The sequence below is a fragment of the Amycolatopsis sp. NPDC049252 genome (assembly GCF_043197175.1).
Taxonomy (GTDB): domain Bacteria; phylum Actinomycetota; class Actinomycetes; order Mycobacteriales; family Pseudonocardiaceae; genus Amycolatopsis.
The window spans coordinates 111,340-130,260 of the sequence record NZ_JBICSQ010000003.1; the positions used below are offsets into that span (position 1 = coordinate 111,340).

Here is an 18,921-nt window from a genome sequence, read left to right on the forward strand (position 1 = left end):
GCATGGCGTTTGTGAATGGCGGGCTCATCGCGCCTCTTCCGCCGGTGGCCCGTTCTGCGCCGAAGTCAAGTTCGCCATCCACAGGCCGGGAGTTGTCCACAGATTCCCGCGTCACCCGATTTCGCAGGCAGGCAGCGGTAAGCTGGGTTCGGGGTCGCCCCCCGGGAAGGGTGGGGGCTGCCGTTCGGGGCTGGGTGGGGCTGGTGTTCACGGGGTTTCTCCCGGCTTCAGCTCGAAGAGTGCCATGCTCACGCTGACTCGGACTGTTCCTGGAGTTCGCGGGGCCTGGGCCGCGGTGTGGAGTTCGTGGCTCAGTTTTTTTGCGCGGGCCAGTAGATCCGACCACACCTCGGGGGCCACCCACAGTTCCGCGTCCGACAGGGATGCCGGGCGGCCCGAGGCGCGTGACTCCGCTCGGCGGAGCAGTTCGCTCGCTATCGCCCTCGTCAGCATCTGTTCCTCGACCGGGGCGCGGGACGTGAGGCGACGGCCGGAGTCCGGGTCGTGGCGGTAGCGCTTGGCCCGGCCGCCGCGGATGCGGACTTCCTCCGTGACGTCCAGCAGGCCTGCGTCGTGCAGGCGGCGGAAGTGGTAGCTGATGTTCGCCTGGGTTTCGCCCAGTTCGCGAGCTGCCTCCGCCGCGCTCATCGCCGTGCCCGTCAGCAGCGAAAGGATTCGCATGCGTAGCGGGTGAGCCAGGACCCGGAGGTCGTCTAGGGACATGGTCTGAGTCTTGACCAACGGCCGACGACTGTCAAAGAGTTATTTGGGGGTTTCGCTCGCCGGGAAGATCGGTGCAGTGGTCGGACGTCTGTGTTGTGCTGGACGTATGCGTACGACGGTCTTGGGCCGCAGCGGCCTCGAAGTCTCGAAGATCGCCTTCGGGACGTGGCAGCTCGGCGGCGACTGGGGCGCCTTCGACGAGGACACCGCGATCGCGGCGATCCACCACGCCCGCGCGCTCGGCGTGAACTTCTTCGACACCGCGCAGGCGTACGGCCGCGGGCGGTCCGAGGTGCTGCTCGGGCGGGCGCTGCGGAACGAGCAAGACGTCGTCGTCGCCACCAAGGGTGGGATCAACCCGCGCGCGGAACGGCCGCGCGACTCCCGGCGCGCGTGGCTCACCCGGGGGCTCGACGAGAGCCTGCGCAACCTCGGCCGCGAGTACATCGACGTGTACCAGGTGCACTGGCCCGACCCGGACACCCCGGCGGCCGAGGTCGCCGGGCTGATGCAGGAGTTCGTCGACGCCGGGAAGGTCCGGCACGTCGGCGTGTCCAACTACAACGCCGCGCAGCTGGCCGCGTTCGACGAGACGCGGCCGGTCGAGACGCTGCAGCCGCCGTACCACCTCTTCCGCCGCGGCATCGAGACCGACCCGCTGCCCTACGCCCGCACGCACGACATCGGCGTGTTCGTCTATAGCCCGCTCGGCAGCGGCCTGCTGACCGGCGCGTTCACCCCGGACAGCACGTTCGAAAGCGCCGACTGGCGGTCGAGGTCGAGTGCGTTCCAGGGAGACAACCTGCGCCGCAACCTGAAGATCGTCGACGAACTCCAGGCCTTCGCCGCGCAACGGGACATCAGCGTCGCTCAGCTCGCCATCGCCTGGACGCTCGCGCGGCCCGGCGTGCACGCCGCCATCGTCGGGGCGCGCGAGCCGCAGCACATCGAGGCGAGTCTCGCCGCGGCCGACATCACGCTGACGTCGGACGACTTGGCCGAGATCGACCGCATCACCGCCGACGCCGTGCAGATCGCCGGCGCCGCGCCGGAGGGCGTCGCCTAGTCCACTTCGGACAGACCTACTTGACGGCGGCTTCCAGCTCCACCAGCGCCGTGTCGAGGTGCGTCAGGATGCGCTGCAGGTGCGGGACGCTGCGGCGGCAGCCGGTGATGCCGAAGTCGAGGTTGTCGCCGTTGCTGGTGAGCGTGATGTTCACGGCCTGGCCGTCGAGCAGCACCGACGCCGGGTAAATGCCGTCGAGCTGCGCGCCGTTCCAGTACATCTGCTTGCGCGGGCCGGGCACGTTCGAGATCACCAGGTTGAACGGCGGCCGCGTGTTGTTCACGACGCCGGGTATGGGCGAAACGCCCAATTGCGCCACGTTGATCCCGGACAGCAGCAACGTCTGCAACGGCGTCAGCTCCGAGAACAGCCGCTTGCCGTTGCGCATCGACTGGTGGATCGCGCCCAGGCGCTTGCCCGCGTCCGGCAGGTCGGTGGCCAGGTTGCACAGCAGCGCGCCGATGTTGTTGCCCGTCGCCTCACCCGGGTCGGTCTTGCGGCGCAACGAAACCGGCACCATCGCGATCATCGGCGCGTCCGGCAGCGCGCGCTGCTCGATGAGGTAGTCCCGCAGCGCGCCCGAGCACATCGCGAGCACGACGTCGTTGCGCGACACCCCGGCCGCGCTGGCCACCTGCCGCACGCGGTCGAGCGACCACGACTGCGCCGCGAACCGGCGCGCGCCGCCGATCGGCACGTTGAACATCGTCCGCGGTGCCTGGCCCGGCAGGGTCACCGTGTGCTCGCTGAACGCCTCCCTCGCCACCTTCACCGCGGCCGGCGCCAGGCTCGCGATCTGGTTGACCGTCCTGCCGGCGGTGTCCAGCAGCGACCGCGGGTGCCTGGTGCGGCCTTCGCCCGGTTTGCGCCGGGTGCCCCACCAGGGCGGGCAATCCATGTCCGACGGGTCGTCCGACAGCGTGCCCTGCAAGTGGCGCAGCGCCGAGACGCCGTCCATCAGCGCGTGGTGGACCTTGGTGTAGACGGCGAACCGGCCGTCGGCCAGGCCTTCGACGAGGTGGATCTCCCACAGCGGCCGGTGCCGGTCGAGCAGGGTGCCGTGCCACCTCCCGGCGAGCTCCAGCAGCTCGCGGATCCGGCCCGGCTGCGGCAGCGCGGAGTGCCGGAAGTGGTAGTCGAGCTCGAGCTCGGCGTCGGTCGACCAGGCGACGTGCCCGAGCGTGTTCACCGGACGTGCCGGGCGGCGGCGGAAGATCGGCCGCATGTTGTCCGAATCGAGCAGGTTCCGGCGGAGGCCGCTCAAGTAGTCCGGGCCGGCGCCGTCCGGTTTCTTGAACAGCTGCAGGCCGCCGACGTGCATCGGGTGCTCGCGCGACTCCACCAGGAGGAACATCGAGTCGGTCACCGGCATCATCGGCATCGGGTACCACCTTCCGCGCGCGGAGCGTCGCTGCCCCGGTGGGCCGACTCTACGCGTTCGGGTGCCACCGGTGGATCACGTTCTACATTGGCGAGTATGACCGTCCGCCGCGCCGGGGAAACGTCCCTGCCACAGATGGCCGAAGCCGTGGTGATCGGCGGCGGGGTGATCGGGGTGAGCTGCGCGTTCCGGTTGGCCGAGGTCGGCGTCGACGTCCTGCTGCTGGAACGCGACGGGCTGGGTGGGGGCTCGACGGCGAAGGCCGCGGGCGGCATCCGGTCGTCGTTCACCAAGCCCGTGAACGTCGAGCTCGGGCTGCGCGGGCTCGCGGAATACAGCGCTTTCCGGGAGCGGTTCGGCACCGAGATCGACTTCCGCCGCGACGGTTACCTCTACCTGATCACCGACCCGGCGGACGTGCCCGCAATCGGACATTGCGCGGAGCTGCAGCGCGCGCACGGCGTCCGGAGCTACCTGCTCGACCCCGCGGAGGTGCGGGACGTCCTTCCGCTCCTCGAACCGGAGGGTGTCGTCGCGGCGCTCTGGTCGCCGGACGACGCGAAGGCGACGCCGGACGCGGTCGTCCAGGGGTATGCCGGAGCTGCACGCGCCCGCGGCGCGCAGCTCCGGACCGGCGTCGAGGTCACCGGGATCGAGCGGGACGGTGACACGCTGACCGGCGTGCGCACGACGGCGGGGTTCGTGCGGACCGGCGCGGTGGTGTGCGCGGCGGGGGCGTGGTCGGGCCGGGTCGGGGAGCTGGCCGGGCTGGAGCTGCCGGTGCGTCCTTTCCGGCGGCAGGTCGTGTTCACCGGACCGGTGCCCGGGCTGCCGGAGTCGGTGCCGCTGACCATCGAGCTGCCGTCGGCGTTCTACTTCCACCGCGAAGGTGCAGGTCTGGCGATGTCCTATTGCGAGGACGACGGCTTCCCGGGCTTCGGCACGCACTACGAGGCGGGCGAGTGGCTGCCGCGGCTGGCCGAGCTGGCCGGGCGGCGGATCCCGGCCGTGCTGGGCGCCGGCATCCGCACGGCCTGGGCCGGGCTGTACGAAATGACGCCGGACCGCAACCAGATCATCGGGGAAAGCGTCCTCCTGTCGCGGTTCTTCTACGCGACCGGTTTCTCCGGCCACGGCTTCCAGATGGGCCCGGCCACCGGGGAGCTGATCCGGGACCTCTACCTGGGGCGGCCGACGTCGGTGGACATCGCCGAGCTGGACGTCCGCCGGTTCGCGGCGGCCGATAGCGCACCGGCGGAGCACCACATCGTCTAGGGGCTGATTGCCAGATCGTTCAACGATCTGGCAGTATCCGGGCCGTGGCTGTGAGTGGTGCGCGGGAGCTGGCGGACGCGCTGAAGGCGCTGGGAACGGAGATCGCCTTCGGCCTGCCGGGGGTGCACAACCTGCCCTTGTGGGAGGCGTTCGCCGAGGTCGGCATCAAGCTCGTCGGGGTCCGCCACGAACAGACCGCCGGATACGCCGCCGACGGGTACGCCCGCGCCACCGGGAAGCTCGGCGTCGCGCTGGTCACCACCGGGCCCGGCGCCGCCAACACACTCGGGGCGGTCGGCGAGGCCATGGCGTCCGCCGCTCCGGTGCTGGTCATCGCCACCGACATCCCCTCGACGCTGCGGCGCCCCGGCGTCGTGCGCGGGGTGCTGCACGAGACGTCCGACCAGCAGGCGATGTTCGCGCCGATCACGAAGGGCGGCTTCACCGTCCGCGCGGCCGACCAGATCGGGACAACCGTGCACCGCGCGGCGCGCCTCGCGCTGCAGCCCCAGAGCGGCCCGGTGTACCTCGGCGTGCCGACCGACTACCTGCGCGAGTCCGTGCCGCACCGGCGGCCGCCCGCGCCGCACCGCAAGCCCGAGAGCGACGTTCCCGACCTCGCCCGCGCCGAGGCGCTGCTGTCGGATGCGCGGCGCCCGCTGATCTGGGCCGGCGGCGGCGCGCTGCGTTCGGGCGCGGGCGAAGCGATCGGGGCGCTCGCGGAGAAGCTGGCCGCGCCGGTGATCACCACGTTCGCCGCCCGCGGCCTGCTGCCGCTCGACCACCCGTGCCTGGCGCCGAACCCGGTGCACACGCCGGAGGTCGGCGAGCTGTGGGACGAGGCCGACGTCGTGCTCGCCATCGGCACCGACTTCGACGGCCTGATGACGCAGAACTGGCTGATGCCCCAGCCGCCCCAGCTCATCGCGATCAACGTCGACGCCGACGACGCCGCCAAGAACTACCCGCCGGACCTGACGCTGGTCGGGGACGCGCGCGCGATCGTCGAGCGGCTGCTGCCGAAGCAGCGGGACGGCCTCGACGACATCACGCTGCGGCTGGCCGGCATCGGGCGCCGGGTCCGCCAGCGGATCCGCGAGGAGGAGCCGCAGGCCTTCGACCTGCTGTCCACTTTGGACGAGGTGCTGCCGACGGACGCGGTACTGGTGTCCGACATGTGCGTCGCCGGTTACTGGGTCGGCGGCTTCCACCGGGTGCGGGCGCCGCGCAAGCTCGCCTACCCGATGGGCTGGGGCACCCTCGGTTACGGCTTCCCGGCGTCGCTCGGCGCCGCCGCGGCCGGCACCGGCCGGGCCATCTGCATCACCGGTGACGGCGGTTTCCTCTACGCCTGCGGTGATCTCGCGACGCTCGCGCAGGAGCAGCTGCCGGTCACAGTGGTCGTGGTCGACGACGGCGGTTACGGCATGCTGCGCTACGACCAGGAGCGGGAAGGCCTGCCGCGCCGCGGGGTCGACTGGGACAGCCCCGACTTCGTCGGCCTGGCCCGCTCCTTCGGGGTGCACGCCGACCGCGTGTCCGGTTTCGGGCGCGCGTTCCGGCGGCTGCTCGGGGAGTTCGTCGAGTCGGACGAGCCGAACGTGCTGGTCGTGAAGGCCAAGCTGAAGCCGCCGCTGAACACTTCGCCGCGGTGGTACCGGAAGTGAAGGTCGGCGTCGACATCGGGGGCACGTTCACCGACCTCTGCGCGGTGGACGGCACCGGGATCGTCGCCGTCGGCAAGGTGCTGACCACGCACGACGAGCCGGCCCGCGCGGTCGAGGAGGGCCTGGCCGCGCTCTTCACCGGCGCCGGGATCGCCGCGAGCGACGTCGAGCAGGTCGTGCACGGGACGACCCTGGTGACCAACGCGCTGATCGAGCGCAAGGGCTCGCGCACCGCACTGCTCGCGACCGCCGGGTTCCGCGACGTCCTCGAAATGCGCCGCGAGCACCGGTACGAGCTGTACGACCTGGCCATCGAGCTGCCCGAGCCACTGGTTCCGCGGCACCTGCGCTTCGACGTCCCGGAACGGATCCTCGCCGACGGGTCCGTCCACATCGGACTCGATGAAGGGTATACGAGAAAGCTCGGGCGCGAGCTGGCGGCCCGCGGGATCGGTGCGGTCGCGATCTGCTTTCTGCACGCTTTCACCAACCCGGCTCACGAACGGCGCGCGGCCGAGGTGCTCGCCGAGGTCGCGCCCGGGCTGCGGGTCGCGCTGTCGTCGGAGGTCGTGCCCGAGATCCGCGAGTTCGAGCGCACGTCGACCACGGTCGCGAACGTCTACGTCCAGGACCTCACCGAGCGGTATCTGCGCGATCTGGAACACCGGTTGCGCCGCCTCGGTGTCACCGGCGCGCCGCACATCATGCTGTCCAACGGCGGTCTGGCCACTGTGGACACCGCGGCCCGGTACCCCATCCGCATCCTCGAGTCCGGGCCGGCCGGCGGCGCGATCGCCGCCGCGTCGCTGGGGCCCGCCGACCTGCTGGCCTTCGACATGGGCGGCACCACCGCGAAACTCTGCCTGATCGCCGACGGCGCGCCGCTCGTGACGCACCAGTTCGAAGTGGACCGGAAGTACCGGCTGCTGCCCGGGTCCGGGCTGCCGGTGCAGGTGCCGGTCATCGACATGATCGAGATCGGTGTCGGCGGCGGGTCGATCGCCCGGATCGACGCGCTCGGGCTGCTGACCGTCGGCCCCGACTCGGCCGGGTCCGAGCCCGGGCCCGCGTGTTACGGCCGCGGTGGCACCGAGCCCACGGTCACCGACGCCGATCTGGTGCTCGGTTACCTCGACCCGGCGTACTTTCTCGGCGGCGGCATGACGCTCGACGCCGCAGCGGCGCGTGAAGCGATCGGCCGCATTGCCGAAAAGTTGGGCGTCAGCGTCGAAGAGGCCGCGTGGGGCATCCACACGAGCGTCAACGAGGACATGGCGAACGCCGCGCGCGTGCACGCCGTCGAGCGCGGGCAGGATCCCGCGAAGCTGCCGATGTACACCTTCGGCGGCGCGGGTCCGGTGCACGGCGCCGGTGTCGCCCGCGCGCTCGGAGCGCCGTCGATCGTCGCGCCGCCGGCGGCCGGGGTGCTCAGCGCGGCCGGGTTCCTCACCGCGCCACTGGCGTTCGACTTCGTGCGGTCGGCCCGCGCGGCCGTGCACGACCTGTCGTGGGAGCAGGTCGACACGCTGTTCGCGGAGATGGAGGCCGAAGGTGCGGCGCTGCTCGCGAAGTCCGGTGTGGACGACGTGACGCACCGGCGGATCGCCGAGATGCGCTACTCCGGGCAGGGGTACGAGATCCGCGTTCCGGTGCCCGGCGGCAGCTGGCCGGACACCCTGATCGACGAGTTCACGGCGACCTACCGCGCGCTCTACCGGCGCTCCGGGCCCGAGGTCGGCGTCGAGGTGCTGAACTGGCGGGTCGTCTCCAGCGGGCCGGCCCCGGACGTCACCCTCCGGCTGGCCTTGACCAAGTCTGCGGGGAATGCCCGCAAGGGCAGTCGTAAGGCCTACTTCCCGTCGGCGGGTGGATTTGTCGACACGGCCGTGTTCGACCGGTACCGGCTCGAGCCCGGTGACCGCGTCGACGGTCCGGCCATCGTGGAGGAACGTGAGTCCACAGTGGTCGTCCCACCCGGTGCCTGCTGCGTCGTCCGAGGTGACGCGGGGCTGGAGGTGACGGTGTGACCGTCGATCCCATCCTCGTCGGGCTTTTCGCCAACCGGCTGCACTCCATCCTCGCCGAACAGCAGAACGCGCTCGTCAACACGGCCTTCTCCGCGGTGGTCCGCGAATCGCTCGACCTGGCGTGCGCGGTGTTCGACTCCCGCGGCGAGATGATCGGGCAGTCCGTCGGCGGCACTCCCGGCCACATCAACGCGATGGCGACCGGGATGCACCACTTCGTCGCCGCGTACCCGCCGGACCAGCTCGAGCCCGGCGACGTGCTGCTCACGAACGACCCGTGGCAGACCGCCGGGCAGATCAACGACATCACCGTGGCGACGCCGGTGTTCCTGCGCGGCCGGCTGGTCGCGTGGTTCGCGTCGTGCTGCCACGCACCCGACATCGGCGGCCGGCTCGTGTCCGCCGAAGCGCACGAGGTCTTCGAAGAGGGACTGCGCCTGCCGATCCTCAAGTTCCTCCGCGCGGGTGAGGTCAACGCGGACCTGGAACGGCTGATCCGCGCCAACGTGCGCACGCCCGAGGAGACCATCGGCGACCTGTACGCGCAGGTCACCGGCAACGAGGTCGGCGCCGCGAGCCTGCTCCGGCTGCTGGACGAGTTCGGCCTGACCAGCCTCGACGACGTCGCCGCCGAGATCATGAACCGCTCCGAAATGGCCCTGCGGGACGCGCTGCGGGAGCTGCCCGACGGGACGTACACCAACAAGATCGTCACCGACGGCTTCGACGACGAAGAGATCGTCCTGTGCGTGACGGCCACCGTGGCCGGTGACGAGATCCACCTCGACTTCGCGGGCTCGTCGCCGCAGAGCCGGCGCGGGATCAACGTCGTGCTCAACTACACGCGGGCGTACGCGTCGTTCGCCGTCAAGGCGGCGATCTCGCCGGAGGTACCGCACAACGCCGGGTCGTTCCGGCCGGTGCACGTGTCCGCGCCCGAGGGGTCGGTGCTGAACTGCCGGCCGCCGGCGCCGGTCGCGTCGCGGCACCTGATCGGGCACTTCCTGCCGTCACTGCTGATCGGCGCGCTGCCCGGCACCGCGATCGCGCCGAGCGCGGACGCGCTGTGGATGACGATCTGGCGTGGTCCGGGGTTCATGCTCAACGTCTTCCAGACCGGCGGCATGGGCGCGCGGGCGGACAAGGACGGCTTGAACACCACGGGTTTCCCGAGTGGACTCCGCTCGACGCCCACCGAAGTCATCGAGACGATGGCGCCGCTCGTGCAGCGCTCTCGTGAGCTGCGCGTGGATTCCGGTGGGGCGGGACGGTGGCGCGGCGGCCTCGGACAGGTGACCACGATGGTGGCGCGCGACGTGGATTCCTGGAGCGTCAACGGGAACGTCGATCGCGTGCGCGCGGCGGCGTCCGGTGTGGACGGTGGCGGCGCGGGCTCACCCGGACGGTTCGGCTTGCCCGGCGGAGCCGACCTCCCGGCCAAGAGCCGCGTTACCCTCGCCGCGGAGTCCGTTGTGGACGTCACGCTCCCCGGCGGTGGCGGCTACGGGCCGCCGCGCGAACGGCCCGTGACGGCGGTGCTCACCGACGTCGTCGAGGGGTACGTCTCGGTGGCGGCGGCGCGCGAGGTGTACGGCGTCGAAGTGCGGTACCTCGGGGATGCGGACACACTCGTCCGGATGCCTGAGGACTACGCGGTGGACGAAGAGCAGACAGCACGACTGAGAGCGGGTAAGTGATGGGTCGGTTGGCCGGCAAGGTGGCGGTCGTCTTCGGCGGCGCGCGGGGGATCGGCCTCGCCACGGTGAAGGAGTTCCTCGCCGAAGGCGCGACGGTGTTCGCCGCCGACATCCGCGAGCCCGCCGAGGACGTCGACGGCTACCGGCACGAGATCGTCGACGCCACCGACGAGAAGCAGGTCGACGCCTTCGTCGACGGTGTCCTCGCCGAGGCCGGGCGGATCGACGTGCTGGTCAACAACGTCGGCATCCACCTCGGCAAGCCGCTGGCCGACACGACGCTGGCCGAGTTCGACAACATCTTCGCGCTCAACGTGCGGGCCGCGTTCCTCGGCACCCGCGCCGTGCTGCCGCACATGATCGAGCGCAAGGCGGGCAGCATCGTCACGACGTCGTCCAACGGCGGCGTGATGGGCCGCCCCGGCGACCCGGTGTACAACGCCACCAAGCACGCGCTGGTCGGGCTGACGAAGTCGATCGCCGTCGCCCACGCGCACCAGGGCATCCGCGCCAACACGGTGAACCCGGGCGCGATCGACACCGACATGCTGCGCGGCACGCTCGCCTCGCCCGAGGAGTTCGAGACCAAGCAGCACCAGCTCGTCGCGAGCACCCCGGCGGCCCGTGTCGGCGAGGCGTGGGAGGTCGCGAAGGCCGTGGTGTTCCTGGCCAGCGACGAATCGAGGTTCGTCAACGGGGTCGTGCTGCCGATCGACGGCGCGAAGGCCGCGGGTGCGATGCCGGGCAACCGCTACAGCCTCGACTTCGAACTCGGCGTCAGGTAGCGGTGCCGGGATGTCCACTGTGGACGCCTCGGGGCTGGAGCGCGAGCGGCACCTGCTCGAGCGCAGCGGCACGGCCGAGCGGGTCGCGGCGATCCTGCGCCAGTACATCACCGACGGTGTTTTCGCCCCCGGTGAACGGCTTTCCGAGCCGGTGATCAGCTCGGCGCTGGGCGTCTCGCGCAACACACTGCGCGAGTCGTTCCAGCTGCTGGCCCACGAACGGCTGGCCGTGCACGAGCTGAACCGCGGCGTGTTCGTGCGCGAACTGACCACGGAGGACATCGAAGACCTCTACGTCGTGCGCCGGGCCACCGAATGCGGGGCCCTGCGGCGCGCGGCCGAGTTGTCCACTGTGGATCTTTCGGCGGCCGAGGCGGCGCTGCGGGACGGCCGCGAGGCGGCGGAGACGTCCGACTGGCCGGCCGTCGGCACGGCGAGCATCCACTTCCACCAGGCGCTGGCCGACCTCGCCGGCAGTGAGCGGATCTCCGCCACGATGCGTCAGGTGCTCGCGGAGACCCGGTTGTTCTTCGTGCTCAACGAAAACACCCGCGAGTTCTACGAGCCGTTCCTGGGGTGCCACGAGCAGATTCTGCGCGACCTGAGGCGCGGCCGGTTCGACGTCGCGGAGGCGGCACTGGACCGCTACCTCCGCGACGCCGAAGCGCTGCTCATCGACCTCAGTGAGTGAGGCCTGATTCCGTTTCTCAGCAGGTGATCGTGGCGTTCGCCCAGTCGGCGTGGTCGTTGGTGTTGCCGTCGCCGGCGTCGTTCACCGACAGTTCCAGCACCTGGACGCCCGACAGCTGCGCCGACAGGGGCTGGGCCTGGTCGCCGCGGTGCATGACGCCGGTGGCGGCCAGCTCCTTGCCGTCGCCGAGCAGGCGGAACCCCACGCTGCCGCCGGAGTTCTCGTCGTCCATGCCGACCAGCGCGCTGACCGACGTGCAGCCCGCACCCACGTAGACCCGGACGCTCGACGGGGCGTGGGCGCCGATCCCGTCGTCGTACGCGGTGCCGGCGATGGTGATCTTGTGGCCGTCACCCGCGTCGGCCTCGCCGTTGCTCGTGCCGCGTTCGACCGGGCCCCAGCCGTTGTCCGACGACATCCACGGCGCCTTCGACAGCGCTGTCGTGCCCGCCGGCGGCCGTGAGACGAGCGGCGACATGCCTTCCGAGGTCAGTTCGCGCTTGCCCCACAGGGTCAGGTAACTCGCCTTCGCGGTGAGCGTGACGTGGTCACCCGACGGGGAGACCGGCTTGAAGGTGACCTGCTTCTGCCAGCTCTTGCCGGGCAGGACGACCGGCGTCGTGAACGAGCCGGGGCCGTCCAGCTTCCAGCCCGCGGGCGCCGTGACGGTGGTCCGGACGTCCGCGATCGGCGTGCTGCCGTCGTTGGTCACCTTCAGGGTCGTCGTCAGCGGGCGGTCGGCGGGCACGTAGTCCGGGCTCGGCAGGGCCAGCGTCGTCATCGGCGCGGCCGCCGGGTGCGTGGCCGGCCAGACGCGGAACACGGCCGAGCCGTGGGACGGGACCGCTGCGCGGAGAGTTCCGGTGGTCTCGGTTTCGGTGCCGCTCCAGAGGTCGCGGACGCGGTAGTCGCGCCCCTTGAGGCCGAGGTCCTTCGCCGTCGTGCTCATCGCCGCGGTCGCCGAGCCGCGGTTGAACAGCACGACCGTGGCCGAGCCGTCGGACATCGGCTTGGCCCAGACCTCGGTGTCGCCGTCGTCGCGGATCTTGTGGCCCTGGGTGCCCGCCCAGTCCTGGTCGAGCGCGATGACGTCCTTGTTCTCCAGGATCGTCTTGTTCGCCGCCGACATCGCGGGCAGGTCGTTCCCGGCCAGCAGCGGCGCGTTCAGCAGCGCCCAGAGCGAGAAGTGCGAGCGGTACTCGGCGTCGGTCATGCCGCCGTTGCCGACCTCGAGCATGTCCGGGTCGTTCCAGCCGCCGGGCCCGGCGTACTTCTCCAGGCCGACCTGCTGGTCGAGGATGCCGGTCATGCTGCCCCAGTTGTCGCTGATGTCGCCGGTGGTGCGCCAGAGCTGCGCACCCGCGTCGCGGCCCCAGGTCCAGGGCTGGTTCTCGCCCCACTCGCAGAGCGCGTAGATCATCGGGCGGCCGGTCTTCTTGATCGCGTCGCCCATCTTCGTGTAGCGCTCGATCGCCGGGCGGCCCTGGTTGTTGCAGTTGTCGTACTTGAGGTAGTCGACGCCCCAGTCGGCGAACGACTGCGCGTCCGCCTCCTCGTGGTCGAGCGCGCCGGGCATGGTCTTCTGGCAGGTCAGCGTGCCCGCGCTGGTGTAGATGCCGAGCTTGAGGCCGAGCCCGTGGACGTAGTCGGCGAGCGCCTTGATGCCGTGCGGGAACTTCTCGTGGTTGGGTTCGAGCTTGCCGTCGGCCGTGCGGTTCTGTTCGGCCCAGCAGTCGTCGATGTTGACGTACTGGTAGCCCGCGTCCTTCATGCCGGAGGACACCAGCGCGTCGGCGGCGCCGCGGATCAGGTCCTCGTTGATGTCGCAGCCGAACTTGTTCCAGCTGTTCCAGCCCATCGGCGGGCGCTCGCCGATCCGCTGGGCGGCGAAGTACTGGGGTTCCGCGGCCGCGGCTTGAGTGATCGTGACCATCGAGGTGCAGACGGCCAGCACGGCCGCCATCCCCACAAGACGACGCATCGTTCCCTCCCGGAGTGCGCAACTCTGCACAAACTCACTCAACAATCAACACGACGGGAGTGATCGCCGTCTACGTCCGTTAGTAGGAAACTCGTTCCCGGGTGCGCGAGGTAGAAAGGGGGACGGACGCCGAGCCCGACGAGGAGCCGTTGATGCCCCCTGCCCCTGACGGATTCCGGCCGCTGGACGGGATCAAGGTCGTCGACCTCTCCCGCATCCTCGCCGGGCCGTACTGCACGCAGTACCTCGGCGAGATGGGCGCCGACGTGGTGAAGGTCGAGCCGCCGGGCCACGGTGACGACACCCGCGGCTGGGGGCCGCCGTTCGTCGGCGACGAGGCCGTCTACTACCTGGCGGCGAACCGGAACAAGCGCGGGATCGTGCTCGACCTGAAGAGCGAGCGGGGCCAGGACGCGCTGCGCCGGCTGGTCGCCGGCGCCGACGTGCTCGTCGAGAACTTCCGGCCGGGGACGCTGGAGAAGTGGGGGATCGGCCACGCCGCGTTGTCGGCGGTGAACCCGCGGCTGATCCACGTGTCGATCACCGGGTTCGGGCAGACCGGGCCGTACCGCGACCGCGCGGGCTACGACCTGGTCGCGCAGGCCCTCGGCGGCGTCATGTCGCTGACCGGCGAGCCCGACGGCGCGCCGGCGAAGGTCGGGCTGCCGGTGGCCGATCTGAACGCCGGGACGTGGGCGATCATCGCGGTGCTGATGGCGCTGCAGGCCCGGCACACCACCGGCCGCGGCCAGTACCTCGACGTGTCCCTTTTGGACAGTCAGCTGGCGTGGCACGTCTACGCGGCGGGTGCGGTGTTTTACGACACCCCGCGGCCGCGCCGGATGGGCTCGGCGCACCCGAGCATCGTCCCGTACCAGGCGTACCACGTTGCGGACGGCTGGCTGATCATCGCCGTGGGCAGCGAGAAGCTGTGGCACGCGTTCTGCGGGGTGCTGGGCCTGGACATCGCCGCGGACCCGCGGTTCTCGTCGAACGCCGCGCGGGCGGCGCACCGGGACGCGGTGAACGCGCTGCTGGAGCCGGTGCTGCTGACCCGCGCGGCGGCGGACTGGCTGAAGGCGTTCGACGACGCGGGCATCCCGGCGGCCCCGATCAACGAGATCGACGACGTGTACGCGGATCCGTGGACCGCGGCGCGGGACCAGGTGGTGCGGTTGCCGCATCCGACGGTGGGGACCTACGTGGGTAACGGGTTTCCGGTGAAGGCGTCGGACACGCCGGCGCGGCCGACGTCCGCGCCGCCGACGCTGGGGCAGCACACTTCGGAGGTGCTGGCGGAGCTGGGTTACTCGGAGGCGGAGATCGCGGAGTTCCTGGAGTGAGGGTCAGTTCGTGCCGGGCGGTTGCCAGCGGAGGTAGTCGGCGACCGTCCGCCGTTTCGCGGCCAGCCAGATCAGGCGCAGGCTGAGAACGGTCAGCACGACACCGATCGCCCACGCGGCGAGACCGGGCGCGAACGCCGGGTCGGACCACGCGTGGCGCTGCAGGAGGAACCACCACGCGACGGTGCCCAGGGCCAGCACCGCGAGTGCGGGGAAGGCGAGCACCGTCGGGCTGGTCTGCGCCTGCCGGAGCAGCCGGCGGACGCCGATCGGCTCGACGGCTCCCCGGCGCAGCCACTTCTCGTAGCCGATCCCGCCGGGGACGTGCGGGTCGAGCTCGGTCCGGATGTACAGCGAGACCCGCTCGATGAGCTGGTGGCACCCCACCCACTGGGAAGCCAGGATGTTGCTGCTGAACGGGATGATCAGCAGCAACGGCAGCCGGCCCGCCGAGGTGAAAGCGAAGCCGAACACGGCGCCGCTCGTGGTGATCAGGAAGGCCGTCACCTTCCACTGCTGGGCCATCAGGCGGCTGATCTCGGCGCGCAGGGCCGTGTACTCCGCGAGCGGGCCGAGGTGGGCGTCGTCGCTTCGTCGGCTGAAGGGGATGCGCACGTCCACCAGGTCGGCTGGGCGGCGCCGCTGTTACAGGTCGTCCTGCCGTTCCGGCCAATCCGGGAGCTGGAACTGTGCACGATGGAGTGTTCGCGTTGACTGCTTCGCCCTGGTAAGGATGGGGGCGGGACCTGAGGAGGACCGATGTCAGCACAGCCGAAGCACGCCCTCTGGCACCCGTTCGCCGACATGGGGGCCGTCGACGGGGATCGGATGGTCATCACCCGTGGGGCGGGCTCCTACGTCTGGGACGACGGCGGGCGGCGGTACTTCGATGCCACCGCGTCGCTCTGGTACGCCAACTTCGGGCACGGGCGGCCGGAGATCACCGAGGCCGTCGGCAAGCAGCTGCAGGCGCTCGACTCGTACAACCTGTTCGGCTACAACGCGAACGAGCCGGCGATCGAGCTGGCCGACCGCGTGGCCGAGCTGGCGCCGACCCCCGGGTCGAAGGTGTTCTTCGGCTCCGGCGGCGGGGACGTCATCGACACCGCCGTGAAGCTCGCGCGCGCCTACTTCGCGCAGACCGGACGGCCGGAGAAGGCGCACGTCATCGGCCGGACGCAGGGGTACCACGGCACGCACGGGTTCGGCACCGCCGTCGGCGGCATTCCCGCCAACGCCGCCGGGGTCGGGCCGCAGCCGCCGGAGTTCTCGCACGTTCCGTTCGACAGCGCGGACGCGCTCGAGGCCGAGATCCAGCGCGTGGGCGCGGACCGGGTCGCGGCGTTCTTCTGCGAACCCGTCATCGGCGCGGGCGGGGTGCTGCTGCCGCCGGACGGGTACATCGAGGCGGTCGCGGAGATCTGCCGCCGCCACGACGTGCTGTTCGTCGCGGACTGCGTGATCGCCGCCTGGGGCCGGCTCGGCACCTGGTTCGGCATCGACCGGTGGCCGGTGCAGCCGGACATGATCACGACGGCGAAGGGCATCACCGGCGGGACCATCCCGCTCGGCGCGCTCATCGTGGCCCCACGCGTGGCCGAACCGTTCTTCACCGGGGCGCCGGGCGCCCCGATCTTCCGCCACGGCCCGACCTACGCCGGGCACCCGGTCGCCTGCGCGGCCGGCCTCGCCACGCTGGACATCTACGAGCGCGACGGCCTGATCCCGCGCGGCCGCGAACTCGAGAAGCCGCTCGCCGACGCCGTTGCGGGGGTCGGCGACCACCCGCTGGTCAAGGAGGTCCGCGCCGGACTGGGCTTCCTGGCCGCGGTGGAGCTGACGGCCGAGGTCATGGACGCCGACCCGGGTGCCCCGGTGAAGCTGCAGCGCGCGTGCCGGGACGAAGGGGTGATCGTGCGCAACCTTGGACGCGGCATCGCCGTGTCACCGCCGCTGGTCGCGGCCGAACCGGAACTCGACCTGCTGGCCACGGCGTTGCCGAAGGCCCTGGACCGCCTGCGCTGAACCGGTGCCCGGCTCATTCCTGTCCTCCGACGGCAGGAATGAGCCGGGCACCGTCACCGGTCACGACACGCAGAACTCGTTGCCCTCCGGGTCCGCGACCGTCACCCAGCTGTGCGGCCCCTGCTGCCCGCGGTGCAGGAACTTCGCGCCCCGCGTGGTCAGCTTCTCCACCGTCGCGTCGACGTTGGCCGCGCCGACCCAGACGTCGAGGTGGAGCCGGTTCTTCACGGTCTTGGGCTCCGGGACCAGCTGGAAGAGCACCCGCTTCGGTGGACCCTCCGGTGGAGAGTCCGGGTGCCGGATGGCCGCACCCGTCCTCCACACCAAGGCCCCGTTGTGTGTCTTCGTCTCCGCGTCGCTCGCGTAGCCCTTCGCGATCATCTCGCGGATGAAGTCCTCATCGGTCGGTTCCACGGTCCAGCCGAGCGTCTCGGCCCACCAGTCGGCGAGCACGTGCGGGTCGGCCGAGTCCACGGTCACCTGGAAGTCATACGCCATACCGGCACGTTAACGACCGAGTCCGACATTTTCCGGAGCGCGAGGTCTTCGGGCACCACCGTGAACCGCCACTTGTCGACGCCGCCGCCCATGATTTCGGCGTACCGGCGGGCGCCGTCCGCGTTCGCGAAACGCACTTGCTGGCCGTTCGTCAGGTGGGTGATCTTGACCGCCACGCTGCCTCCTCAGACTCCCCGAAAAGATTGGGCCGGCCCGCGGAGCTTCCCCCTCCGGGACCGGCCCGCACAGTAGAACACATGTTCGACTGGTCGCGCCAGTGGATCCCCCAGGAAGGGGAGAAAAGGGCATTTTCGCAGGTCAGATGGGTCGGATCAGTGCGACGCGCGGCCAGGCGTCCAGGCCGCGGGCGGCTTCGGAGCGACGGATGTCACGCAGGCCGTCACCGATCTCGGCGTCCTCGAGAACGCGGAACCCCAGCCGCTCGTAGTAGGGCGCGTTCCACGGCACTTCGGTGAACGTCGTGAGCGTGAGCGCCGGCAGCCCGCGCTCCGCCGCCCACGCGGCGAGCGTGTCGATGAGCGCGCTGCCGAGGCCGCGCCGCGCGTGGCCGGGCCGGACCGAGACCTGCTCGATGTGCGCGTGCCCGTCGACGACGTCGGCGAGGAGGTAGGCCACCGGGCGCCCGCCGTCGTCGACGCTCACCCAGGCGCGGCCGTCGGCCTGGTAGACCGACAGCTCCGCCACCGAACCCGGGTCGTCGTCGGCGATCGCGGTCATGCCGACGTCGCGGAAGAGGCTCCCGGCTTCGGCTTCGACGTCGATCAGAGCGGGCAGGTCGTCGGGTCGCGCGAGCCGGATCACCCGCACATTCCTACCCGCGCCCCGACTTCGGCGCGCGCGATTTTTCTACAGCGAGTACGACGAAATCGTCCGCTCGATGCGGGTCGCGTACCCGCGCAGGGCGGTGATCGCCGTTTCCCGGGCGGCTTCGGAGATCCGCGCGGCGGGGCCGGCCATGGTCAGCACCGTCGGCCGCTTGCCCATCGCCGGCACCGGCACCGAACACGCCCAGACGCCTTCGTCGATTTCGCCGGAACTGACCGAAAACCGGTTCTCCTGCGCGAATTTGAGCTCGTCGGTCACCGCGGTGCCGTACTGGTCGAGGATCGGCGGCAGGCGCCGGTCGCGCTCGATCTCCGGCAGCAGCGCGAGCAGCATCTTGCCGGACGCGCCGAGACCCAGCGGTACCGAATGGCCCGGCTCGAAGGTGAAGCGCATGGCGCGGTCGCACTCGACGCGGTCCGCGCACACCGCGGCGTCGCCGAACTGCTGGAAGAGCATCACGGTCTCGCCGAGCTCGCGCGCGGCTTCCTCCATGGCCGGCCTGGCCAGCCGGACGAGGTCGTTCGCCAGCTGCGCGGCCCGCGCCAGCGGCATCACCTGGCTGGTCAGGTGGTAGTGCCCGGCGGTGCCCTCTTCGAGCAGCTGCAGTTCCTTGAGCAGCGCGACGTAGCGGTAGGTCGTCGCGACCGGGGTGCCGATCGTGGCGGCGAGCTCGGCGACGCTGGCCTCCCACCGGCGCTCGGAAAACGCCAGCAGCAGCTGGAGGACCTTGCGGGAGCTGCTGGCGCCGGGGGTGCGGCGCGGGGAAGTGGTGGCGGGACCGTCGACGGCACTGACGGCAGGCGTCATCATGACCTCTCGGTGAGACAAAAACGACCTTCGCTATCACACGGGGTGAATAAATTAGCACGGTCCGTGAAACGAAGGCCAGCATTCCGGTGACCGGTTCTCCTCGCGG

General features: G+C 70.9%; 16 protein-coding genes and 1 pseudogene. 9 read left to right on the forward strand and 8 right to left on the reverse strand.

Annotated features, from left to right (window positions below):
* Positions 1-207: 207 nt before the first annotated feature.
* Positions 208-723, reverse strand: coding sequence for an ArsR/SmtB family transcription factor (locus ACGFMK_RS05910; protein WP_392758813.1), 516 nt, complete (start codon positions 721-723; stop codon positions 208-210).
* A 106-nt stretch (positions 724-829) separates the two neighbouring features.
* Between ACGFMK_RS05910 and ACGFMK_RS05915 the strand changes: the two genes are divergently transcribed.
* Entirely contained in the window at positions 830-1,789 is a 960-nt protein-coding gene (locus tag ACGFMK_RS05915) for an aldo/keto reductase (protein WP_392758814.1), read from the forward strand.
* 16 nt (positions 1,790-1,805) lie between these two features.
* On the opposite strand, the gene ACGFMK_RS05920 is transcribed toward ACGFMK_RS05915, so the two are convergent.
* Positions 1,806-3,170 (reverse strand): wax ester/triacylglycerol synthase family O-acyltransferase, encoded by a 1,365-nt coding sequence (locus ACGFMK_RS05920; protein ID WP_392758816.1) that lies wholly within the window; start codon positions 3,168-3,170, stop codon positions 1,806-1,808.
* A 96-nt stretch (positions 3,171-3,266) separates the two neighbouring features.
* Between ACGFMK_RS05920 and ACGFMK_RS05925 the strand changes: the two genes are divergently transcribed.
* Genes ACGFMK_RS05925 through ACGFMK_RS05950 form a run of 6 tightly spaced genes read left to right on the forward strand, consistent with a single transcriptional unit; the run spans position 3,267 to position 11,312 of the window.
* Complete coding sequence (locus ACGFMK_RS05925; RefSeq protein ID WP_392758817.1) at positions 3,267-4,445, forward strand: NAD(P)/FAD-dependent oxidoreductase; 1,179 nt, start codon at positions 3,267-3,269, stop codon at positions 4,443-4,445.
* Between the two features lie 44 nt (positions 4,446-4,489).
* On the forward strand, positions 4,490-6,112 hold the full coding sequence (locus ACGFMK_RS05930; RefSeq protein WP_392758819.1) for a thiamine pyrophosphate-binding protein: 1,623 nt from the start codon (positions 4,490-4,492) through the stop codon (positions 6,110-6,112).
* The gene (locus ACGFMK_RS05935; protein WP_392759353.1) at positions 6,109-8,139 is read left to right on the forward strand and encodes a hydantoinase/oxoprolinase family protein; all 2,031 of its coding nucleotides are present in this window, start codon (positions 6,109-6,111) and stop codon (positions 8,137-8,139) included. Before ACGFMK_RS05930 ends, ACGFMK_RS05935 begins: the two co-directional genes overlap by 4 nt.
* Positions 8,136-9,836 carry a hydantoinase B/oxoprolinase family protein gene (locus tag ACGFMK_RS05940; protein WP_392758821.1) on the forward strand — a complete coding sequence of 567 codons (1,701 nt, stop codon included), beginning with the start codon at positions 8,136-8,138 and terminating at the stop codon, positions 9,834-9,836. The genes ACGFMK_RS05935 and ACGFMK_RS05940 overlap by 4 nt, the downstream gene beginning before the upstream one ends.
* Entirely contained in the window at positions 9,836-10,621 is a 786-nt protein-coding gene (locus ACGFMK_RS05945; RefSeq protein WP_392758823.1) for an SDR family NAD(P)-dependent oxidoreductase, read from the forward strand. Before ACGFMK_RS05940 ends, ACGFMK_RS05945 begins: the two co-directional genes overlap by 1 nt.
* 10 nt (positions 10,622-10,631) lie before the next feature.
* Positions 10,632-11,312, forward strand: a complete 681-nt coding sequence (locus ACGFMK_RS05950; RefSeq protein ID WP_392758825.1) for a GntR family transcriptional regulator — start codon at positions 10,632-10,634, stop codon at positions 11,310-11,312.
* A gap of 16 nt (positions 11,313-11,328) precedes the next feature.
* Here ACGFMK_RS05950 and ACGFMK_RS05955 read toward each other — a convergent pair whose 3' ends face one another.
* A complete protein-coding gene (locus ACGFMK_RS05955) occupies positions 11,329-13,293 on the reverse strand; it encodes an NPCBM/NEW2 domain-containing protein (protein WP_392758827.1) in 1,965 nt (654 codons plus the stop codon).
* Positions 13,294-13,445: 152 nt separating this feature from the next.
* Between ACGFMK_RS05955 and ACGFMK_RS05960 the strand changes: the two genes are divergently transcribed.
* The gene (locus ACGFMK_RS05960) at positions 13,446-14,636 is read left to right on the forward strand and encodes a CaiB/BaiF CoA transferase family protein (protein ID WP_392758828.1); all 1,191 of its coding nucleotides are present in this window, start codon (positions 13,446-13,448) and stop codon (positions 14,634-14,636) included.
* A 3-nt stretch (positions 14,637-14,639) separates the two neighbouring features.
* Here the strand turns inward: ACGFMK_RS05960 and ACGFMK_RS05965 are convergent, their stop codons facing one another.
* Positions 14,640-15,251, reverse strand: a complete 612-nt coding sequence (locus ACGFMK_RS05965; protein ID WP_392758830.1) for a hypothetical protein — start codon at positions 15,249-15,251, stop codon at positions 14,640-14,642.
* A 144-nt stretch (positions 15,252-15,395) separates the two neighbouring features.
* On the opposite strand from ACGFMK_RS05965, the gene ACGFMK_RS05970 reads away from it, so the two are divergent.
* Positions 15,396-16,661 carry an aspartate aminotransferase family protein gene (locus tag ACGFMK_RS05970; protein WP_392758831.1) on the forward strand — a complete coding sequence of 422 codons (1,266 nt, stop codon included), beginning with the start codon at positions 15,396-15,398 and terminating at the stop codon, positions 16,659-16,661.
* A 60-nt stretch (positions 16,662-16,721) separates the two neighbouring features.
* On the opposite strand, the gene ACGFMK_RS05975 is transcribed toward ACGFMK_RS05970, so the two are convergent.
* From ACGFMK_RS05975 to ACGFMK_RS05990, 4 genes and pseudogenes are all read right to left on the reverse strand, one after another.
* Complete coding sequence (locus tag ACGFMK_RS05975; protein WP_392758833.1) at positions 16,722-17,159, reverse strand: VOC family protein; 438 nt, start codon at positions 17,157-17,159, stop codon at positions 16,722-16,724.
* Positions 17,138-17,335 carry a hypothetical protein gene (locus ACGFMK_RS05980; RefSeq protein ID WP_323323023.1) on the reverse strand — a complete coding sequence of 66 codons (198 nt, stop codon included), beginning with the start codon at positions 17,333-17,335 and terminating at the stop codon, positions 17,138-17,140. The genes ACGFMK_RS05975 and ACGFMK_RS05980 overlap by 22 nt, the downstream gene beginning before the upstream one ends.
* A gap of 142 nt (positions 17,336-17,477) precedes the next feature.
* Positions 17,478-18,008 (reverse strand): annotated as a pseudogene (locus ACGFMK_RS05985) (GNAT family N-acetyltransferase); the annotation flags it as partial.
* A gap of 18 nt (positions 18,009-18,026) precedes the next feature.
* Positions 18,027-18,812 (reverse strand): IclR family transcriptional regulator, encoded by a 786-nt coding sequence (locus ACGFMK_RS05990; protein ID WP_392759355.1) that lies wholly within the window; start codon positions 18,810-18,812, stop codon positions 18,027-18,029.
* Between the last annotated feature and the right edge of the window lie 109 nt (positions 18,813-18,921).